The 15080-nt window shown below is 68.4% G+C and carries 17 protein-coding genes; 8 read left to right on the forward strand and 9 right to left on the reverse strand.

Features of this window, described 5'->3' with window-relative positions:
• Positions 1-999 (reverse strand): hypothetical protein, encoded by a 999-nt coding sequence (locus AAHH99_RS13310; RefSeq protein WP_418769024.1) that lies wholly within the window; start codon positions 997-999, stop codon positions 1-3.
• Positions 1000-1011: 12 nt separating this feature from the next.
• Here AAHH99_RS13310 and AAHH99_RS13315 point away from each other — a divergent pair, with 12 nt between their 5' ends.
• On the forward strand, positions 1012-1809 hold the full coding sequence (locus AAHH99_RS13315) for a hypothetical protein (RefSeq protein ID WP_418769025.1): 798 nt from the start codon (positions 1012-1014) through the stop codon (positions 1807-1809).
• Entirely contained in the window at positions 1806-2120 is a 315-nt protein-coding gene (locus tag AAHH99_RS13320) for a YciI family protein (RefSeq protein ID WP_418769026.1), read from the forward strand. The genes AAHH99_RS13315 and AAHH99_RS13320 overlap by 4 nt, the downstream gene beginning before the upstream one ends.
• Positions 2121-2127: 7 nt before the next feature.
• Here AAHH99_RS13320 and regX read toward each other — a convergent pair whose 3' ends face one another.
• From regX to AAHH99_RS13350, 6 genes are all read right to left on the reverse strand, one after another.
• Complete coding sequence (gene regX / locus AAHH99_RS13325) at positions 2128-2814, reverse strand: two-component sensory transduction protein RegX (RefSeq protein WP_418769027.1); 687 nt, start codon at positions 2812-2814, stop codon at positions 2128-2130.
• A complete protein-coding gene (locus tag AAHH99_RS13330) occupies positions 2811-3995 on the reverse strand; it encodes a sensor histidine kinase (RefSeq protein ID WP_418769028.1) in 1185 nt (394 codons plus the stop codon). The genes regX and AAHH99_RS13330 overlap by 4 nt, the downstream gene beginning before the upstream one ends.
• Positions 3996-4132: 137 nt before the next feature.
• Complete coding sequence (locus tag AAHH99_RS13335; protein ID WP_418769029.1) at positions 4133-4894, reverse strand: phosphoglyceromutase; 762 nt, start codon at positions 4892-4894, stop codon at positions 4133-4135.
• 109 nt (positions 4895-5003) lie between these two features.
• Complete coding sequence (locus AAHH99_RS13340) at positions 5004-5510, reverse strand: YbjN domain-containing protein (protein WP_418769030.1); 507 nt, start codon at positions 5508-5510, stop codon at positions 5004-5006.
• Positions 5507-6835 carry a D-inositol-3-phosphate glycosyltransferase gene (gene mshA, locus AAHH99_RS13345; RefSeq protein ID WP_418769031.1) on the reverse strand — a complete coding sequence of 443 codons (1329 nt, stop codon included), beginning with the start codon at positions 6833-6835 and terminating at the stop codon, positions 5507-5509. Before mshA ends, AAHH99_RS13340 begins: the two co-directional genes overlap by 4 nt.
• Positions 6836-6871: 36 nt before the next feature.
• Complete coding sequence (locus AAHH99_RS13350; RefSeq protein WP_418769032.1) at positions 6872-8218, reverse strand: ROK family protein; 1347 nt, start codon at positions 8216-8218, stop codon at positions 6872-6874.
• 187 nt (positions 8219-8405) lie between these two features.
• Here AAHH99_RS13350 and AAHH99_RS13355 point away from each other — a divergent pair, with 187 nt between their 5' ends.
• Positions 8406-9164, forward strand: coding sequence for an SDR family oxidoreductase (locus AAHH99_RS13355; RefSeq protein ID WP_418769033.1), 759 nt, complete (start codon positions 8406-8408; stop codon positions 9162-9164).
• Between the two features lie 89 nt (positions 9165-9253).
• Positions 9254-9502 (forward strand): hypothetical protein, encoded by a 249-nt coding sequence (locus tag AAHH99_RS13360; RefSeq protein WP_068200513.1) that lies wholly within the window; start codon positions 9254-9256, stop codon positions 9500-9502.
• Between the two features lie 36 nt (positions 9503-9538).
• Here AAHH99_RS13360 and AAHH99_RS13365 read toward each other — a convergent pair whose 3' ends face one another.
• Together AAHH99_RS13365 and AAHH99_RS13370 are read right to left on the reverse strand one after the other, a co-directional pair.
• The gene (locus AAHH99_RS13365; RefSeq protein WP_418769034.1) at positions 9539-10831 is read right to left on the reverse strand and encodes a L,D-transpeptidase; all 1293 of its coding nucleotides are present in this window, start codon (positions 10829-10831) and stop codon (positions 9539-9541) included.
• A gap of 15 nt (positions 10832-10846) precedes the next feature.
• A complete protein-coding gene (locus AAHH99_RS13370) occupies positions 10847-11902 on the reverse strand; it encodes a UDP-N-acetylmuramate dehydrogenase (RefSeq protein ID WP_418769035.1) in 1056 nt (351 codons plus the stop codon).
• 26 nt (positions 11903-11928) lie between these two features.
• On the opposite strand from AAHH99_RS13370, the gene AAHH99_RS13375 reads away from it, so the two are divergent.
• The 4 genes from AAHH99_RS13375 (at position 11929) to AAHH99_RS13390 (ending at position 15077) form a co-directional block, all read left to right on the forward strand.
• Positions 11929-12435: a DUF2505 domain-containing protein gene (locus tag AAHH99_RS13375; RefSeq protein WP_418769036.1), complete on the forward strand. Its 507-nt coding sequence runs from the start codon at positions 11929-11931 to the stop codon at positions 12433-12435.
• Between the two features lie 71 nt (positions 12436-12506).
• On the forward strand, positions 12507-13289 hold the full coding sequence (locus tag AAHH99_RS13380; RefSeq protein WP_418769037.1) for a class I SAM-dependent methyltransferase: 783 nt from the start codon (positions 12507-12509) through the stop codon (positions 13287-13289).
• A gap of 61 nt (positions 13290-13350) precedes the next feature.
• The gene (locus AAHH99_RS13385; RefSeq protein WP_418769038.1) at positions 13351-14166 is read left to right on the forward strand and encodes a carbon-nitrogen hydrolase family protein; all 816 of its coding nucleotides are present in this window, start codon (positions 13351-13353) and stop codon (positions 14164-14166) included.
• The gene (locus AAHH99_RS13390; RefSeq protein ID WP_418769039.1) at positions 14163-15077 is read left to right on the forward strand and encodes a DUF2993 domain-containing protein; all 915 of its coding nucleotides are present in this window, start codon (positions 14163-14165) and stop codon (positions 15075-15077) included. Before AAHH99_RS13385 ends, AAHH99_RS13390 begins: the two co-directional genes overlap by 4 nt.
• Positions 15078-15080: the final 3 nt, after the last annotated feature.

The raw sequence follows: 15080 nt of genomic DNA on the forward strand, positions 1-15080 counted from the left end.
CTATCGTCCAGCATTACGCACAAACGTCTGTACTGAGGCCGGATTGTGGGCACCGTCGGCGAAACCGCTGCCATCGGCTTCGCTGTCGAGTCTCCGCAGAATCAGCCCCTCCCGCAACGCCCAGGGGCAGATGTCGACGCTCTCGACACCGAGGGCATTCATGCTCGCCTCAGCGACCAACGCTCCGGCCACGATCTGTGGCGCCCGATCGGCACTCACCCCTTCCAGTTCGGCACGGTCAGCCGCGGTCATCCTAGAGATGAAATTTATGAGCTGCCTTAAGCCGGTGGCGGTCAGCGTCCGTTTGACCCGCGGGCCCGCCCCAGAGGGCGCCGCGCCGGTCAGCCTGGCCAGCGACCGGAACGTCTTGGACGACGCGACTGCGAGGTCGGGGGCGCCGGCCTTGAGCATCTCGGCGCCGGCGTCGGCCAGCTCGGTGGCCAGCCAGTCGCGCAGCATCGCCACCCGTCGCCTGCCCGGCGGATCGTCGGGGAGCCACTCGCGGGTGAGCCGGCCCGCGCCGAGCGGAAGCGACAGCGCAACCTCCGGCTCCTCGTCGACGCCGTTGGACAGTTCGAGCGAACCGCCGCCGATGTCGATGTTGATGATGCGTCCGGCGCTCCAGCCGTACCAGCGTCGCACCGCCAGAAACGTCAGCCGCGACTCGTCGACGCCTGCGAGCACGCGCAACGCCACCCCGGTCTCGGCGAGAATCCGGGCGAGCAGTTCTTCGGAGTTCTTCGCGTCGCGCACCGCGGAGGTGGCGAACGCCATCAGCTCCGCACAGCCGGAACTCGTGGCGATCTTGGCGAATTCGTCGATGGTGCCGATCAGCTTGTCGGCACCTCTGCGGGTGATCTTGCCGTCGCTGTCGATGGCCTCGGCGAGACGCAGCGAGGCCTTGGTCGAACTCATCGGCGTCGGGTGGCCACCGCGCCGCGCATCGACCACCAGAAGGTGAACGGTATTGCTGCCCACGTCGAGCACGCCTAATCGCACTCATCCAACTTAATGGGTCTACCGTTGAGAATTGTGACTGCACCGCACCATGGAGAGGTCGAACTCGATTTCGCCCGTGAGTGGGTCGAGTTTTACGACCCCGACAATCCCGAGCACTTGATCGCGGCCGATCTGACGTGGCTGCTCTCGCGGTGGACGTGTGTGTTCGGTACCCCGGCGTGCAAGGGCACGGTGGAAGGACGCCCGGATGACGGGTGTTGTTCGCACGGCGCGTTCATGTCCGACGACGACGACATCGCGCGCCTCGACGACGCGGTGAAAACGCTCACCGACGAGGACTGGCAGTTCCGCGAGAAGGGGCTCGGCAAAAAGGGCTACCTCGAGATGGACGAGTACGACGACAAGCCCAACCTGCGCACCCGGAAGTACAAGGGCGCCTGCATCTTCCTCAACCGGCCCGGTTTCGCAGGCGGTATCGGATGCGCACTGCACAGCAAGGCGCTCAAGCTCGGCGTCGAACCGCTGACCATGAAACCCGATGTGTGCTGGCAGCTGCCGATCCGTCGCACACAGGAGTGGGTGGAACGGCCCGACGGGACCGAGGTCCTCAAGACGTGGATCACCGAGTACGACCGTCGCGGCTGGGGTGAAGGCGGCGCCGACCTGCACTGGTACTGCACCGGTGATCCGAACGCACACGTCGGCAGCAGGCAGGTGTGGGAGTCCTACGGCCCCGAACTCACCGAACTGCTCGGCGAGAAGGCGTACGCGGAGCTCGCGGCGATGTGCAAGCGGCGCAGCGGATTAGGGCTCATCGCCGTGCACCCCGCCACCCGCCTGGCCGGATGACCGAACCTTCGGGCGGCGTATCGCTGTTCCTGTTCCGGTTGATCCCGCCGCGACCGGATTTCGCCCAGACCATGACGCCCGCCGAGCAGCAGGCGATGTCGGCCCATCAGGAGTACTGGGGGCGACTGCTGGCGGAGGGCCGCGTGGTCGTCTACGGCCCGGTCGCCGATCCCGAAGGCGTATGGGGAATGGGCGTGCTGCGCGCCGCTGATCGCGCCGAGGTGCTCGCGATCGCCGAGCGCGACCCGTCGATCACCGCCGGTGTCAACACGTTCGACGTCCTCGAGATCATGGGCGGCACCACGGGTTAGGCGGGCGTCAGCCCTCGAGTTTGTAGCCCAGGCCGCGGACGGTGACCAGATGCACGGGGTTGGCCGGATCGGCCTCGATCTTGGACCTCAGCCGCTTCACGTGTACGTCAAGGGTTTTGGTGTCGCCGACGTAGTCAGCACCCCACACGCGGTCGATGAGCTGGCCGCGGGTCAACACCCGGCCGCTGTTTCGCATCAGGTACTCGAGCAGGTCGAATTCCTTGAGCGGCATCGTGACCGGCTGCCCATTCACCGAAACCACGTGGCGCTCGACGTCCATTCGGACCGGCCCGGCCTCGAGCACGCCGTCACCGATCCCCGAATCGTCGTTCTCGGCGCCGCGCCGCAACACCGCACGGATACGGGCGATCAGCTCGCGGGCCGAGTACGGCTTGGTGACGTAATCGTCGGCGCCGAGTTCGAGCCCGACGACCTTGTCGATCTCGCTGTCGCGAGCGGTCACCATGATGACCGGAACGCTTGAGCGCGAACGTAATTGGCGGCACACGTCCGTACCGCTCATACCAGGCAGCATCAGGTCGAGCAGCACGATGTCGGCGCCGGAGCGCTCGAACTCGGCCAAGGCCGCGGGCCCGTCGGTGACGACGGTGGCCTCGAAGCCCTCTTTGCGAAGAAGAAAGGCCAGGGGATCAGCCAAGGACTCCTCGTCCTCCACGATCAGCACACTGGTCATTGGTTTCGCTGGTCCTCTCGTTCGTCCGATTCGTGATCGGGATAGGCCGGAATCGACAGGGTGAACGTCGATCCCGTTCCCGGCTGACTCCACAGCCGGATGCTTCCGTTGTGGTTGGCCGCCACGTGTTTGACGATGGCCAACCCGAGCCCGGTGCCGCCGGTGGCCCGGGACCGCGCCTTGTCGACGCGGAAGAATCGCTCGAAAACCCGCTCCTGGTCCTCGCGGGCGATGCCGATACCGCGGTCGGTGACGGCGATCTCAATGTTGTCCCCGCGCCGCCTGCGGCTGATCGACACCGACGACCCGTGCGGTGAGTACGCGATCGCGTTGGAGACCAGGTTCGCGATCGCGGTGACCAGCAGCGCCTGGTCGCCGAGGGCGCGGAAACCGGTCGGCGCGTCGGTGGTGATCTTGATGTCTGCGTTGTCGGCGGGCACCTTGTGCCGCGACAGCGCCTCAGACACCACGGTGTCGACGTCGACGGCCGCGAGGTCGGGCAGGCGCTCGGCGCCCTGCAACCGCGACAGCTCGATCAGCTCGCCGATCATGCTGGCCAGCCGGTTCGACTCGGCGACCATCCGCTCGGCGAATCGGCGCACGGTCTCGGGGTCGTCTGCCGATGCGAGCAGCGCCTCGGCCAGCAGTCCCATCGCCCCGACCGGCGTTTTGAGCTCATGGCTGACGTTGGCGACGAAATCCCTGCGAGTCGCTTCCATCCTCGCGTATTCGGAGTGGTCGTCGACGTAGACGACGGCGAATCGGCGGTCCTGGTCGGTCAGCAGCTGCACGTGTCCGCGCACCGACAGGCCGGACCGGCCGGGGTTGACGCGCTTGTGTGCTCTGAGGTCGACGTCGCCGGGCTGGCCGGTGGCCAGTGTGCGCTCGGCGGCCCGCCAGGCCCGCTCGTCGAGCAGCCGGTCGCGAACCAGTCCCAGCTCGCGGGCCCGGTCGTTGACGTAGACGACGTCACGGAAGTGGTCGACCACCACGATTCCCGTGGGTGCCCGCGATGCGATGTGGGAGAGCATCTGTGAGACCGTGACCCCGGTCTGCGCGGTGGTGCGACGCTGTCTGCGATCCGCGAGACGGGGGCTCAAACGCGCCCCGAGCGCGATACCTGCCCCCAGAGCGAGTAGTGCGACCACCGCTGCCAGCAGCAGTGCCCAAACGACACTCACGCCGAAATCGTACGCACCCGGTGAACGTCATCCCAGCAGCGTGCGACCAAAACGGGACAACTCACATACCGAAACACCGAAATTCGGGCTCCGGACCCCCGCTGTTCACCATCCGTTCGCCTGGGACTGCGCACGGACTACTTGGCGCCCTGTGAGGCGACCGCTGCGGCGCCGGCGGCGGCGGCCTCGGGATCCAGATACGTGCCGCCGATGATCTTCGGCTTGAGGGCGGAGTCCAGGTCGTAGCGCAGCGGGATGCCGGTGGGGATGTTGAGGCCGACGACGTCCTCGTCAGACATCCCGTCGAGGTGTTTGACCAGAGCGCGCAGCGAGTTGCCGTGCGCGGCGATCAGCACGGTCTTACCCGCGCGCAGGTCGGGTTCGATCGTCTCGGTGTAGTACGGCACGAACCGCTCGACGACGTCCTTGAGGCATTCGGTGCGCGGCGGACCGTCGGGCAGGTCGGCGTAACGCGGGTCGCCGTCCTCGCTGTAGGTGCTGCCCGGCTCGATCGGCGGCGGCGGGGTGTCGTAGCTGCGCCGCCACGCCATGAACTGCTCGTCGCCGTAGCGCTCCTTGGTCTCGGCCTTGTCCAGGCCCTGCAGCGCGCCGTAGTGGCGCTCGTTGAGCCGCCAGTCGCGGTGCACCGGGATCCAGTGCCGGTCGGCCTTGTCCAGGGCCAGATTCGCGGTGGTGATCGCGCGGCGCAGCAGCGAGGTGTAGACCACGTCGGGCTGGCGATCGAGTTCTGAGATCAGCTCGCCCGCGCGCACCGCTTCGGCGCGGCCCTTCTCGGTGAGGTCGACGTCGACCCAGCCGGTGAACAGGTTCTTCTCGTTCCAGTCGCTCTGGCCGTGGCGGAGCAGGATCAGCGTGCAGTCACCCCGGGAATCAGACATGGCACAATCCTCTCACGGCAGACGGATCGCCCACCCCCCGTACCGAGACCGACGAAATGGTGGAATTCGATCGAAAAAAGCCGCCAAAACGTCGGTCTGGGCGAAAGGGTCAGTCGTCCTCGTCGTCGATCAGGTGGGCGAACGCCTGCAGGTTCTTCAGCGACTCGCCGCGCGAAACCCGCCATTCCCACTCTTTCTGGATCGATGAGCGAAATCCCAACTCCAACAACGTGTTGAAGTCGTTGTCGACGGCTTCGAGCACCTGACCGAGGATCCGGTCGACCTCCTCGGAGGTCACCGATTCCAGCGACATCCGCCCGACGAGGTAGATGTCGCCGACGTTGTCCAGCGTGTACGCCACCCCGTAGAGGCGGCGGTTGCGCTTGAGCAGGAACCGGTAGACGCCCTCGTGGTTCTCGTCGGGTTTGCGGCAGACGAACGCCTCGATGCGTACCGAGTGCTCGCCGATCGACAGGATCGTGTTGGTCTTGAGTCGTCGCTCACCGGGCAGTTCGACGATGATGCCGGCCAACCCGCCGCGCGCACCTTCGTGATACGTGCAGACCAGGCCGTTCTCCTTGCACGCCTCTTCGATGATCTTCGCCGCGTTGGTCATGCCCGCACCCCCCGCCGCCGCGAGAACCGCCGACCAGTGCGGCGCGCGCCGTCACGCATCTGATGACATGCCCGGTAGTCAGCGATGGCGCGACCGTAACTGGCCAACAGCGCATCGACGGTACGGGCCCACGAGAACGTCGCCGCGTGGGCCGCGGCCGCGGGCCTGAGGGCGTCGGCGCGGCCCAGCACATCGCCGATGGCGTGCGCCCAGTCGCCGTCGTCGTGCCCGTCGACCAGTGCCCCGGTGACACCGTCGCGCACCGCGACCGGCAACCCGCCGACCGCGGCGGCCACCACCGGCGTCCCGCACGCCTGGGCCTCGACCGCGACCAGGCCGAAGGACTCCGAATAGCTGGGTACGGCCACCAGGTCGGCGGCCCGGTACACGTTGACCAGCTCTTCGCGCGACTGGGGCGGCAGGAACGTCACCCGGTCGGAGATACCCAGATCGTTGGCCAGTCGAATCAGCCCGTCGGGGGCCTGCAGTCCGGAGCCGGAGGGGCCGCCGGCCACCAGCACGCGGACGCCCGGCAGTTTGGCCGCGGCGCGCAGTGCGACGTCGGGCGCCTTCAGCGGCTGGATGCGCCCGACGAACGCGACCACCTGCTCGTCGGTGTCGAGTCCCAGCGCGGCACGCGCGGCGTTTCGATCCCCGGGTGTGAACGTCTCCAGGTCGACGCCGGGGTGTACCACGTCGATCCTCGCCGGATCGGCGTTGTGCACTGAAACCAGTTGCTGTGCTTCGTGTTCGGTGTTGACGATCAACCGGTCGGCCTCGTCGACGACCTGCTGCTCCCCGACCGCGCGCAGCGGCGGTTCGGGTGAATCACCCTCGGCCAGCGCGGCGTTCTTGACCGCGGCCAGCGTGTGCGCGGTGTGCACGAGCGGCACCGCCCAGCGATCGCGCGCCAACCAGCCGACCTGACCCGAGAGCCAGTAGTGCGAATGGACGATGTCGTAGTAGCCCGGTTCGTGCGTCGCCTCCGCGCGCAGCACCCCCGCGGTGAACGCGCACAACTGGGTGGGCAGGTCGTACTTGTCGAGCCCCTCGAACGGGCCTGCGACCACGTTGCGCACCAGCACACCGGGAGCGACCCGCACGGTCGGCTGGTCGGCCGACGAGGTCGCACGTGTGAAGATCTCCACTTCGACCCCGCGGCGGGCCATCTGCAGCGCGCTCTGGAGCACGTAGACGTTCATCCCGCCCGCGTCGCCGGTGCCGGGCTGGGCCAACGGCGACGTGTGCACCGACAGCACGGCGACGCGCCTGGGGACCGGAAGTCCGGCGGCATCAGAACGGGACGGATCCGTTGCTAGGCGCACACAGACATGTCTACACCGTCGGCGCGAGGCGCCCCGTCACGCAGGGACCTCGGGCCTGGCTTCGGGTCGGCGGGGTTGCGCGCGCCGCATGGCGCCGATCGGGTCGGCGTACAGCCCGCCCAGCGACACCACCCCGGCGCCGGCCTCCTGCACGCGGTTGCCGAACACGGTGAGCCGGATCTCGCGGGCGGGCATCACCGATCGCTGCGCGAACGCGGCCTCCACGGTGGCCATGCCCTCGGGGTACCCGGTGAACGCCTGACCGCCGACGACGAGGTCGTCGGGGTTGAGCATGTCGCGCAGCAGGGCGACGGCCTCACCCAACACCCGGGCACGCTCGGCCAGCAGTTCCTGCGTCGGCCGGCTGCCCTGACGCGCGGTCTTGAGCAGCGCCTGCATCGTCGAGCCGGGCCCCTCGAGCGGAATGACGCGCGCTTTGCGAGCGGCGATCAACACCGCCTCGTCGCTGACGGTCGATTCCAATTGGCCACTGCCGCCGAGCAATTCGGAGTTCGCGGGCAGCGCAGCGATGGTGCCGGGACCACTGGCCGGAGAGTGCACGCGCCCGCCGATGGACAGCGCGTAGCCGACGGTCTCGCGAGCGTAAACGTAAAGGCTCGTGCCCGCGGGGGCGAGAAGCGTTTCCGGCCATGTGGTCGACGGTTGCCTGCGCGCCCCCAGCAGGAGTTCGGCGCCCGCCATCGCGTCGACATGCGAGGCCACCGACACCGGCAGTCCGATCGCCTCGGCGAGCACGGGGCCGACCGGCGCGTCCGACCATCCCAGTCGCGGGTGGTCCAGGTAGCCGGTCGCGCTGTCGACGACACCGCCGGCCGCCACACCGACCCACAGCGGGCGTCGGCGATGCCAGCGGCTCAGGTATCGGCGGGCGCTGCCGGCCAGCGACGTCAGCGCCGCGCCCTGCGGGCCCCGCGGCGTCGGCGTCTCCACTACGTCGAGGGTGCGGCCGAAAAGGTCGGTGGCGACGATGCTGGTGGTTTTCGCGCCGATGTGGATGCCGAGCGTGAGGAAGGGCTCGTGGTTCACCTCGACGGGCACCCGCGGCCTGCCGATCGCGCCGGAGACCGCGAGGTCGGCGCGTTCCCGCAGCACGCAGGCCTCGAGCAGCACGGTGACCTGGCGGTTAACGGTCGCGATGCTCAGCCCGGTGATCCGGGCAATCGTGTCACGGGCGATCGGTCCGCGCAGGCGGGCCGCACTGAACACCGAGGCGGCGGCCGCGTCGGCGACCTTCAGCGACGGCGCGACGATCCGCGTGCGGGCCTGGCGGTGCCGGCCGGTCACGGGCGTCAGCGTCTGCTTGGGGCGCTGCACGCTGCGCACGGGGGTGTCGGCGGCGAGGGTGGTGACGGAAGTGCTCATCTGCTTGTCCTTGGGGAGAATTCGGCCGGCGGAGGTGTTCGGGCCACACCCGGCGATTCAGCAGGACAGCGATGGCGTCTCCGAAACAGTCAGGCGCGGCGAGGCGTGCAAGAACAACACGCGCGCCGCATACAGGCCTGACTGGACAACATTCGGCGAATTTAGCACGCCAATTAGAGTTGGACTGATGACGACTTCCCCAGCCGACGGTCGTGTCGCGGTAGTCACCGGCGCCAGTGCCGGTATCGGTGAGGCGACCGCGAGAACCCTTGCAGCCCTTGGCTTTCACGTGGTGTGCGTGGCTCGGCGCGAGGAGCCACTCAAGGCCCTGACCGAAGAGATCGGCGGCACCGCGATTGTGGCGGACGTCACATCTGAAGAGGCGGTGTCGGCGTTGGAGGCCGCAGTGGACCGCGTGGACGTGCTGGTCAACAACGCCGGCGGAGCCCGCGGGCTCGATCCGGTCGCCGATGCCGACGTCGAGCACTGGCGCTGGATGTGGGAGGCCAACGTGCTCGGCACGCTGCTGGTGACCCGCGCGCTGCTGCCGAAGCTGATCGCCTCGGGCGACGGGCTGATCGTCACGGTCACCTCGATCGCGGCGGTGGAGATCTACGACAACGGCGGCGGCTACACCTCTGCCAAGCACGCGCAGGGCGTGCTGCACCGCACGCTGCGCAGCGAACTGCTCGGAAAACCGGTGCGCCTCACCGAAGTTGCGCCCGGCATGGTGAAGACGGACTTCTCGCTTAACCGATTCGAGGGCGACGAGGACCGCGCGGCCAAGGTCTACGAAGGCGTCACTCCGCTGGTGGCCGAGGACATCGCCGAGATCATCGGCTTCGTCGCCAGCCGTCCGTCGCACGTCGATCTCGACCTGATCGTGGTGCGGCCGCGCGATCAGGTCAGCGGTGCCAGCGGATCACGGTTCAACCGACGCGCCTGAAGATCTGCTTTCACGTTCGCGCGAATCGTTGAGCCGCGGGACGCTATCTTCCACTCGGCAATCAATTCAACTGGACAGGGTGGGATGACATGAAGAAGGCAATCGCGGTCGCTGCACTGGCGTTCGCGGGCTTGATGGGCGCAGCGGGAACGGCCCATGCCGTTGATTACCTGGAGACCGACGCGAACGGGCAGCCGTGGTTCTGGGCCACCGAGGCCGAATGCCAGTCGGACGCCCCCATCGTCTGGAACGATCCGAACTTCGACCGGGCCTACCCGTATTGGTTCTGCGCCCCCGGCGACGGCGGCTGGTATCTGTTCAGCACCGACGGTCAGTAGGCGGGTCAGCCGCCGGACGTGCTGACATCGTGAACGTCACCTGCCCGGACGACCGCTCACCGGCTCGGGTGCGCCCGACGGCGTCGCGGGCGCGGTGCTCGGCATGTCGGGAGCGTTCGCGTCCGACAGCGCGGACATCGACTTCCACTCCTCCCACGGCACGGCCCAATCCCAGATGTCGCCGTCGGCGTAGGACAACTGAATGCGCGTGCCGGTGACCTCGACGGGATCGCCGTAGATCGCGCTGTTGAAGTACTGCTGGGCGTCGGACTCCGACAGGTTGATGCAGCCGTTGGTGACGTTCGAGTTGCCCTGCGAACCCAGGCTGGCCGGGTTGGCGTGGATGAACTCGCCGTTGTTCGAGATCCGCACGGCGAACCGCTCGCGGATGTTGGCGTAACCGGCCGCGGGGTTGGTCATGTAGAAGTCCTCGTACTTCTCGGTGACGACGTGGATGCCGCTGCGGGTGACGTTGCGGTCCAGATCGCCTTCGCCATAGCTGCAGGGGAAGTCCATGATCACGGCGCCCGCCCCGTCGAGCACCTGGATGCGGTGCGACGACGCCTCGGCCCTGACCACCTGGCGGCGCCCGATCTCGAAGTGCAGCGAGATGTCCTGCGCGCCGTAGGCGCCGTCGCCGAACGGCACCCCGTAGAGCTTCGCGTCGACGTTCACCTTGGTGCCCGCCGGGTAGTACTCGCTTGTGCGGTAGTGCACGCGCGACCCGCCGACCTCGTCGGGCAGCCACGCCCAGCTGCCTTCCACCTGAGGATCGGTGGTGACCTTGAGCGCCTTCTCGACGGCGGCCTTGTCGCTGATCGGCCCGTCGAACTGGATGATGACCGGCGCCGCCACCCCGACGACCTGACCGTCGCCGAGCTGGAAGCGCCCGCTCACCTGAGTGCTGGGGTTGATCGTGGAGAACGAGCCCTCGACGGGCGCCGCGTTGCCGTCGCGGCCGACGACCGAGCCTTTCCACGTGTACTGCACGCCGTAGCCGAGCGGTTCGGTGATCGTGAACTCGGTGCGGTCGCGGTTGAGCGCACCGGCGACGACCTTCCCGTCGGGGTTCGTCAACGAAACCCGCTGAAACCAACCGTCGGCGACCTGGACACCGACGCGCTCGGTCGGCGAGACCTCGGTCGCGTCGTTTGCCGGCGTGAAGTCCAGCGAGGGGGCTCCGGACGCTTCACCGTCCTGCGACGCCACAGACCCGTCGTCCTTGGAGCCGCATGCGGCCAGCACGCCCGGCGCGACGACACCGACCGCCAGTGCGGCCAGGGCGCGCCGCCGGTTGAACCCCGGCGGTAGGGGTTCTGCTGTACTCACGTGAATCGAGCGTACCTACAGGGAGCACCCGATCAGGACAGGCTCGGCTGTGAGCTCGATCCCGAATTTCGTTCGGACGCCGTCACGTACCGTCCTGGCCAGCGCGATCACCTCGGCGGTGGTGGCCCCGCCGCGGTTGGTCAGCGCCAGCGCATGCTTGGTCGACAGCCGGGCTGCGGCGCCTTCGCCCGGATGGCCCTTACCGAAACCGGCCTGCTCGACCAGCCACCCCGCGGCCAGTTTGACCCCGTCGGGGGCCGGGTAGTTGGGCACCGGTCCGTCCACCGAGGCGCGGAGCCGATCGAACTCCGCGGTCGTGATGACGGGGTTGGTGAAGAACGACCCCACACTCCAGGTGTCGTGATCGTCCGCGTCGAGCACCATGCCCTTGCTCGCCCGCAGCGCCAGCACCGCCTCGCGAACCTCAAGCGGATCGGCGCGTGTCCCCTGTTCGGCGCCCAGCGCGGTGGCCAGTTCGCGGTAGCGCAGCGGCGCGCTGTGCCCCGCGGGGTCCAGCGCGAACTCCACCTCGAGCACGATCGCGTCGTGCGCGTATTTGAGGACGCTGGTGCGGTAGCCGAACCGCAGTGCGTCGGGTTCGACCCAGCGGTCGTCGCCGGTGCGACGGTCCAGCAGGCGCACCCGCCGGATGGTGTCGGCCACCTCGGCGCCGTACGCACCCACGTTCTGCACCGGTGTGGCCCCCGCCGACCCCGGTATTCCCGACAGGCACTCCAGGCCACCCAGACCGTGCGCCAGCGAGGTGACCACGACGTCGTCCCACACCGCACCGGCCTCGGCGCGCAGCACTTCGCCGTCGACGGTGATCTCGGTGTTGGCAAGATAGATCACGGAAAGATCGGTCAGCTCGTCGGACAACACGACGTTCGAGCCGCCCGCCAGAACGAGCGCATCGTTGCCGGGGCCGAGCGCGCGGACCACGTCGATGACCTTCTGTGTGGTGTCGCAGGTGATCAGCCGCCGCGCGACGGGTCCAATCCGCAGGGTGGTCATGGGCGCAAGCGGCACCCGCTCCTCGACGGAGGCACCCCCTAGTTGCGAACCGACCACGGGCGGTAACGGTAGCCTGACCAGCTATGCCGCGCTCATTCGACATGGCCGCCGAGTACGGGGGAACCGTCGAGCAGGTCCATCGGGCGTTCGGCGACGAGCGGTACTGGCTCGCGCGGCTGACCGATTCCGGCGCCGACATGTATTCGCTGGACTCGATGGTCGTCGACGACCAAGGCGGCATCGACGTCGTCACGACGCAGACGTTGCGCGCCGACCGGCTGCCCGGTGTGGTGACCCAGTTCCACCGCGGGGACCTGAGCTTCGTGCGCGAGGAGGTGTGGAGCCCGGTGCTCGACGGGCAGGCCACCGCGACGGTCAAGGGCTCGATCCCCGGGGCACCTGCCAACCTGACGGGCACGGCGGTGCTGGCCCCGGCCGGCAGCGGTTCGCGGCTCCAGTTCACCGTCGAGGTGGAGGTGCGAGTTCCGTTGGTGGGCGGCAAGATCGAGAACTTCATCGGTGGCCAGCTGGTCGACCTACTGATCGCCGAACAGCACTTTACGACTCTGTGGATCGCCGAAAACGCTTGAGGCGCACCGTCAAGCGTTGGTACCGCCGAGGGCGGTGACGCAGAACCGTCGGCGGGTCATACACTCGGATCATGAGCGGGCCAATCGGTCAGCTGACACGCGGCACCACCGGCTACAACCGGCTGCGCCGCAGTGACCGCTGGCTCGTTCACGCGCCGCGGGTCCGCGCCGCGCTGGCCGCTGCCGAGGATCCGCTGGTCATCGATCTCGGTTACGGCGCCCTGCCAGTGACGACGCTGGAGCTCGCCGCCCGGCTGCGGGTGGTGCGCAACGATATTCGCGTCGTGGGACTGGAGATCGATCCCGACCGCGTGCAGGCGGCGCAGGCCGCGGGGTCCTCCGCTGTGCAGTTCGGCCTCGGCGGGTTCGAATTGGCGGGGATGCGGCCGGTCCTGGTGCGGGCGTTCAACGTGTTGCGGCAGTATCCGGTGGACGCGGTTCACCAGGCATGGTCGACGATGCAGCGACGGCTGGCGTCCGGTGGCCTCATCGTCGACGGCACCTGCGACGAGATCGGCAGGCGAGCCTGCTGGATTCTGCTGGACGCCGACGGGCCGGTGAGCCTGACGCTGGCGTGCGACCCGTTCGCGATCGAACGGCCGTCCGATCTGGCCGAGCGGCTGCCGAAGGCACTGATCCACCACAACGTCGACGGTCAGCCCGTGCACGCGCTGCTGACCGCTGCCGATCGCGCGTGGGCCAGCGTCGCGGGCCACGGGGTGTTCGGTCCGCGGGTGCGGTGGCGCGCGATGCTGGAGGTGTTGCGCGACAGTGGTTTTCCTGTCGTGCCCGCGCGACGCCGGACGCGCGATGGGGTGCTGACCGTGCCCTGGTCGACCGTCGCGCCTGTCTGAGACTCGCCCCCGATACTCGTCCGAAATCGTCGTATCGGCGCAGCGCCGTAGTCTGGGCCCTATGCGGATTGCCCTCGCGCAGATCCTCAGCGGCACCGACCCGTCGGCGAACCTGGCGGTCGTGGAGGACTACACCCGCCGCGCCGCGGACGCGGGCGCGCGGTTGGTGCTGTTCCCCGAGGCGACGATGTGCCGGTTCGGGGTGCCGCTCGCCCCTGTTGCCGAACCGCTCGACGGGCCGTGGGCCTCGGGCGTGCGGGCCATCGCCGAGCGGGCGGGCATCGTCGTCGTGGCGGGAATGTTCGTGCCTTCCGGTGACGGGCGCGTTCTCAACACGCTGATCGCCGCCGGCGACGGCATCGACGCGCACTACGAGAAGATCCACCTCTACGACGCGTTCGGGTTCAAGGAATCCAAGACGGTCGCCCCCGGCCAGGAGCCGGTCCTGATCGAGGTCGACGGCGTGGGTGTCGGGCTGACGCTGTGCTACGACGTCCGCTTCCCGGAGCTCTACGTCGAGCTGGCACAACGTGGAGCGCAACTGATCACCGTGCACGCGTCGTGGGGCAGCGGGCCGGGCAAGCTCGACCAGTGGACGTTGCTGGCGAGGGCCCGCGCGATCGACACGACCGGCTTCGTCGCCGCCGTCGACCAGGGCTATCCCGAACCCGACATCGCCGCGCTCGGCCCGACCGGTGTAGGAGGCAGCCTGGTGGCGTCCCCGACCGGTGACGTGCTGGTCAGCGCCGGCGATGACCCGCAGCTGCTGGTGACCGACATCGACCTGGAGGACGGCCGCAAGGTGCGCGAGACGGTCGCGGTTCTGCGCAACCGCGCGGACTTTGCTCGTCGCGGTAAGGCAGAATCGCGCTCGTGACTGACCCGTGGGCCCGCCCGAACCAGCCGTCGCCGCCGCAGGGCCAGGTCCCCCCACCTCAGCAGGACCAGGCGCCCCCGCCCCCGCCGGGGCCACCACCCCAGGGCCCGCCACCCGGTCCCCATGGACCGAATGAACCGGGCCAGAGCGAGCCACCGCGCTCCGAGTCGAAACTCAGGAGCCTCCTGCGCGATCCGCTGTCGATCGTGCTGGTGGTCGTCATCGTGCTAGCCCTGGTGCTGGCGGGCGTACTGGCCGGTGAACTGTACGCACGCAACCGCGCGAACGACGTCGTCGCGGGCGTCACGTCATGCGTCGTCGAAGACGAGGCCAGCGCATCGTTCGGCGTCATGCCGCCGTTCCTGATCCAGCACATGTCCGGCCACTACACGAACATCCACATCGAGACCGCAGGCAATCAGATCCGCGACGCCAAGGGTATGAAGGTCGAGTTGACCATCGAGGACGTCCGCCTCGAGGACACTGCCACCTCGGGCGGCACGGTCGGCTCACTTGTCGCGGACATCAACTGGTCGTCGGACGGCATCCGGCAGACCATCTCCGATTCGATCCCGCTCATCGGCGCGTTCGTCAGCGGGGTCACGACCAACCCGTCCGACGACACGATCGAGTTGGAAGGTGCGCTCGGCTCGATCAGGGCGCGGCCGACGGTCGCCGACGGCGGAATCTCGCTGCAGGTGATCGAGCTGACCGGCCTGGGCTTCACGCTGCCGCGCGAAGCCGTGCAGCCGGCGTTGGACGCGTTCACCTCCGAGCTGACGAAGAACTACCCGATGAACATCAAAGCCGATTCGGTGGAGGTCACCGACGACGGTGTGGTGAGCCGGTTCTCGACCCGCAACGCCGACATCCCGAAGGGTCAGCAGGATCCCTGCTTCACCGAGCTGTGACCG

It is taken from the genome of Mycobacterium neumannii, from assembly GCF_048452905.1.
GTDB lineage: Bacteria > Actinomycetota > Actinomycetes > Mycobacteriales > Mycobacteriaceae > Mycobacterium > Mycobacterium neumannii_B.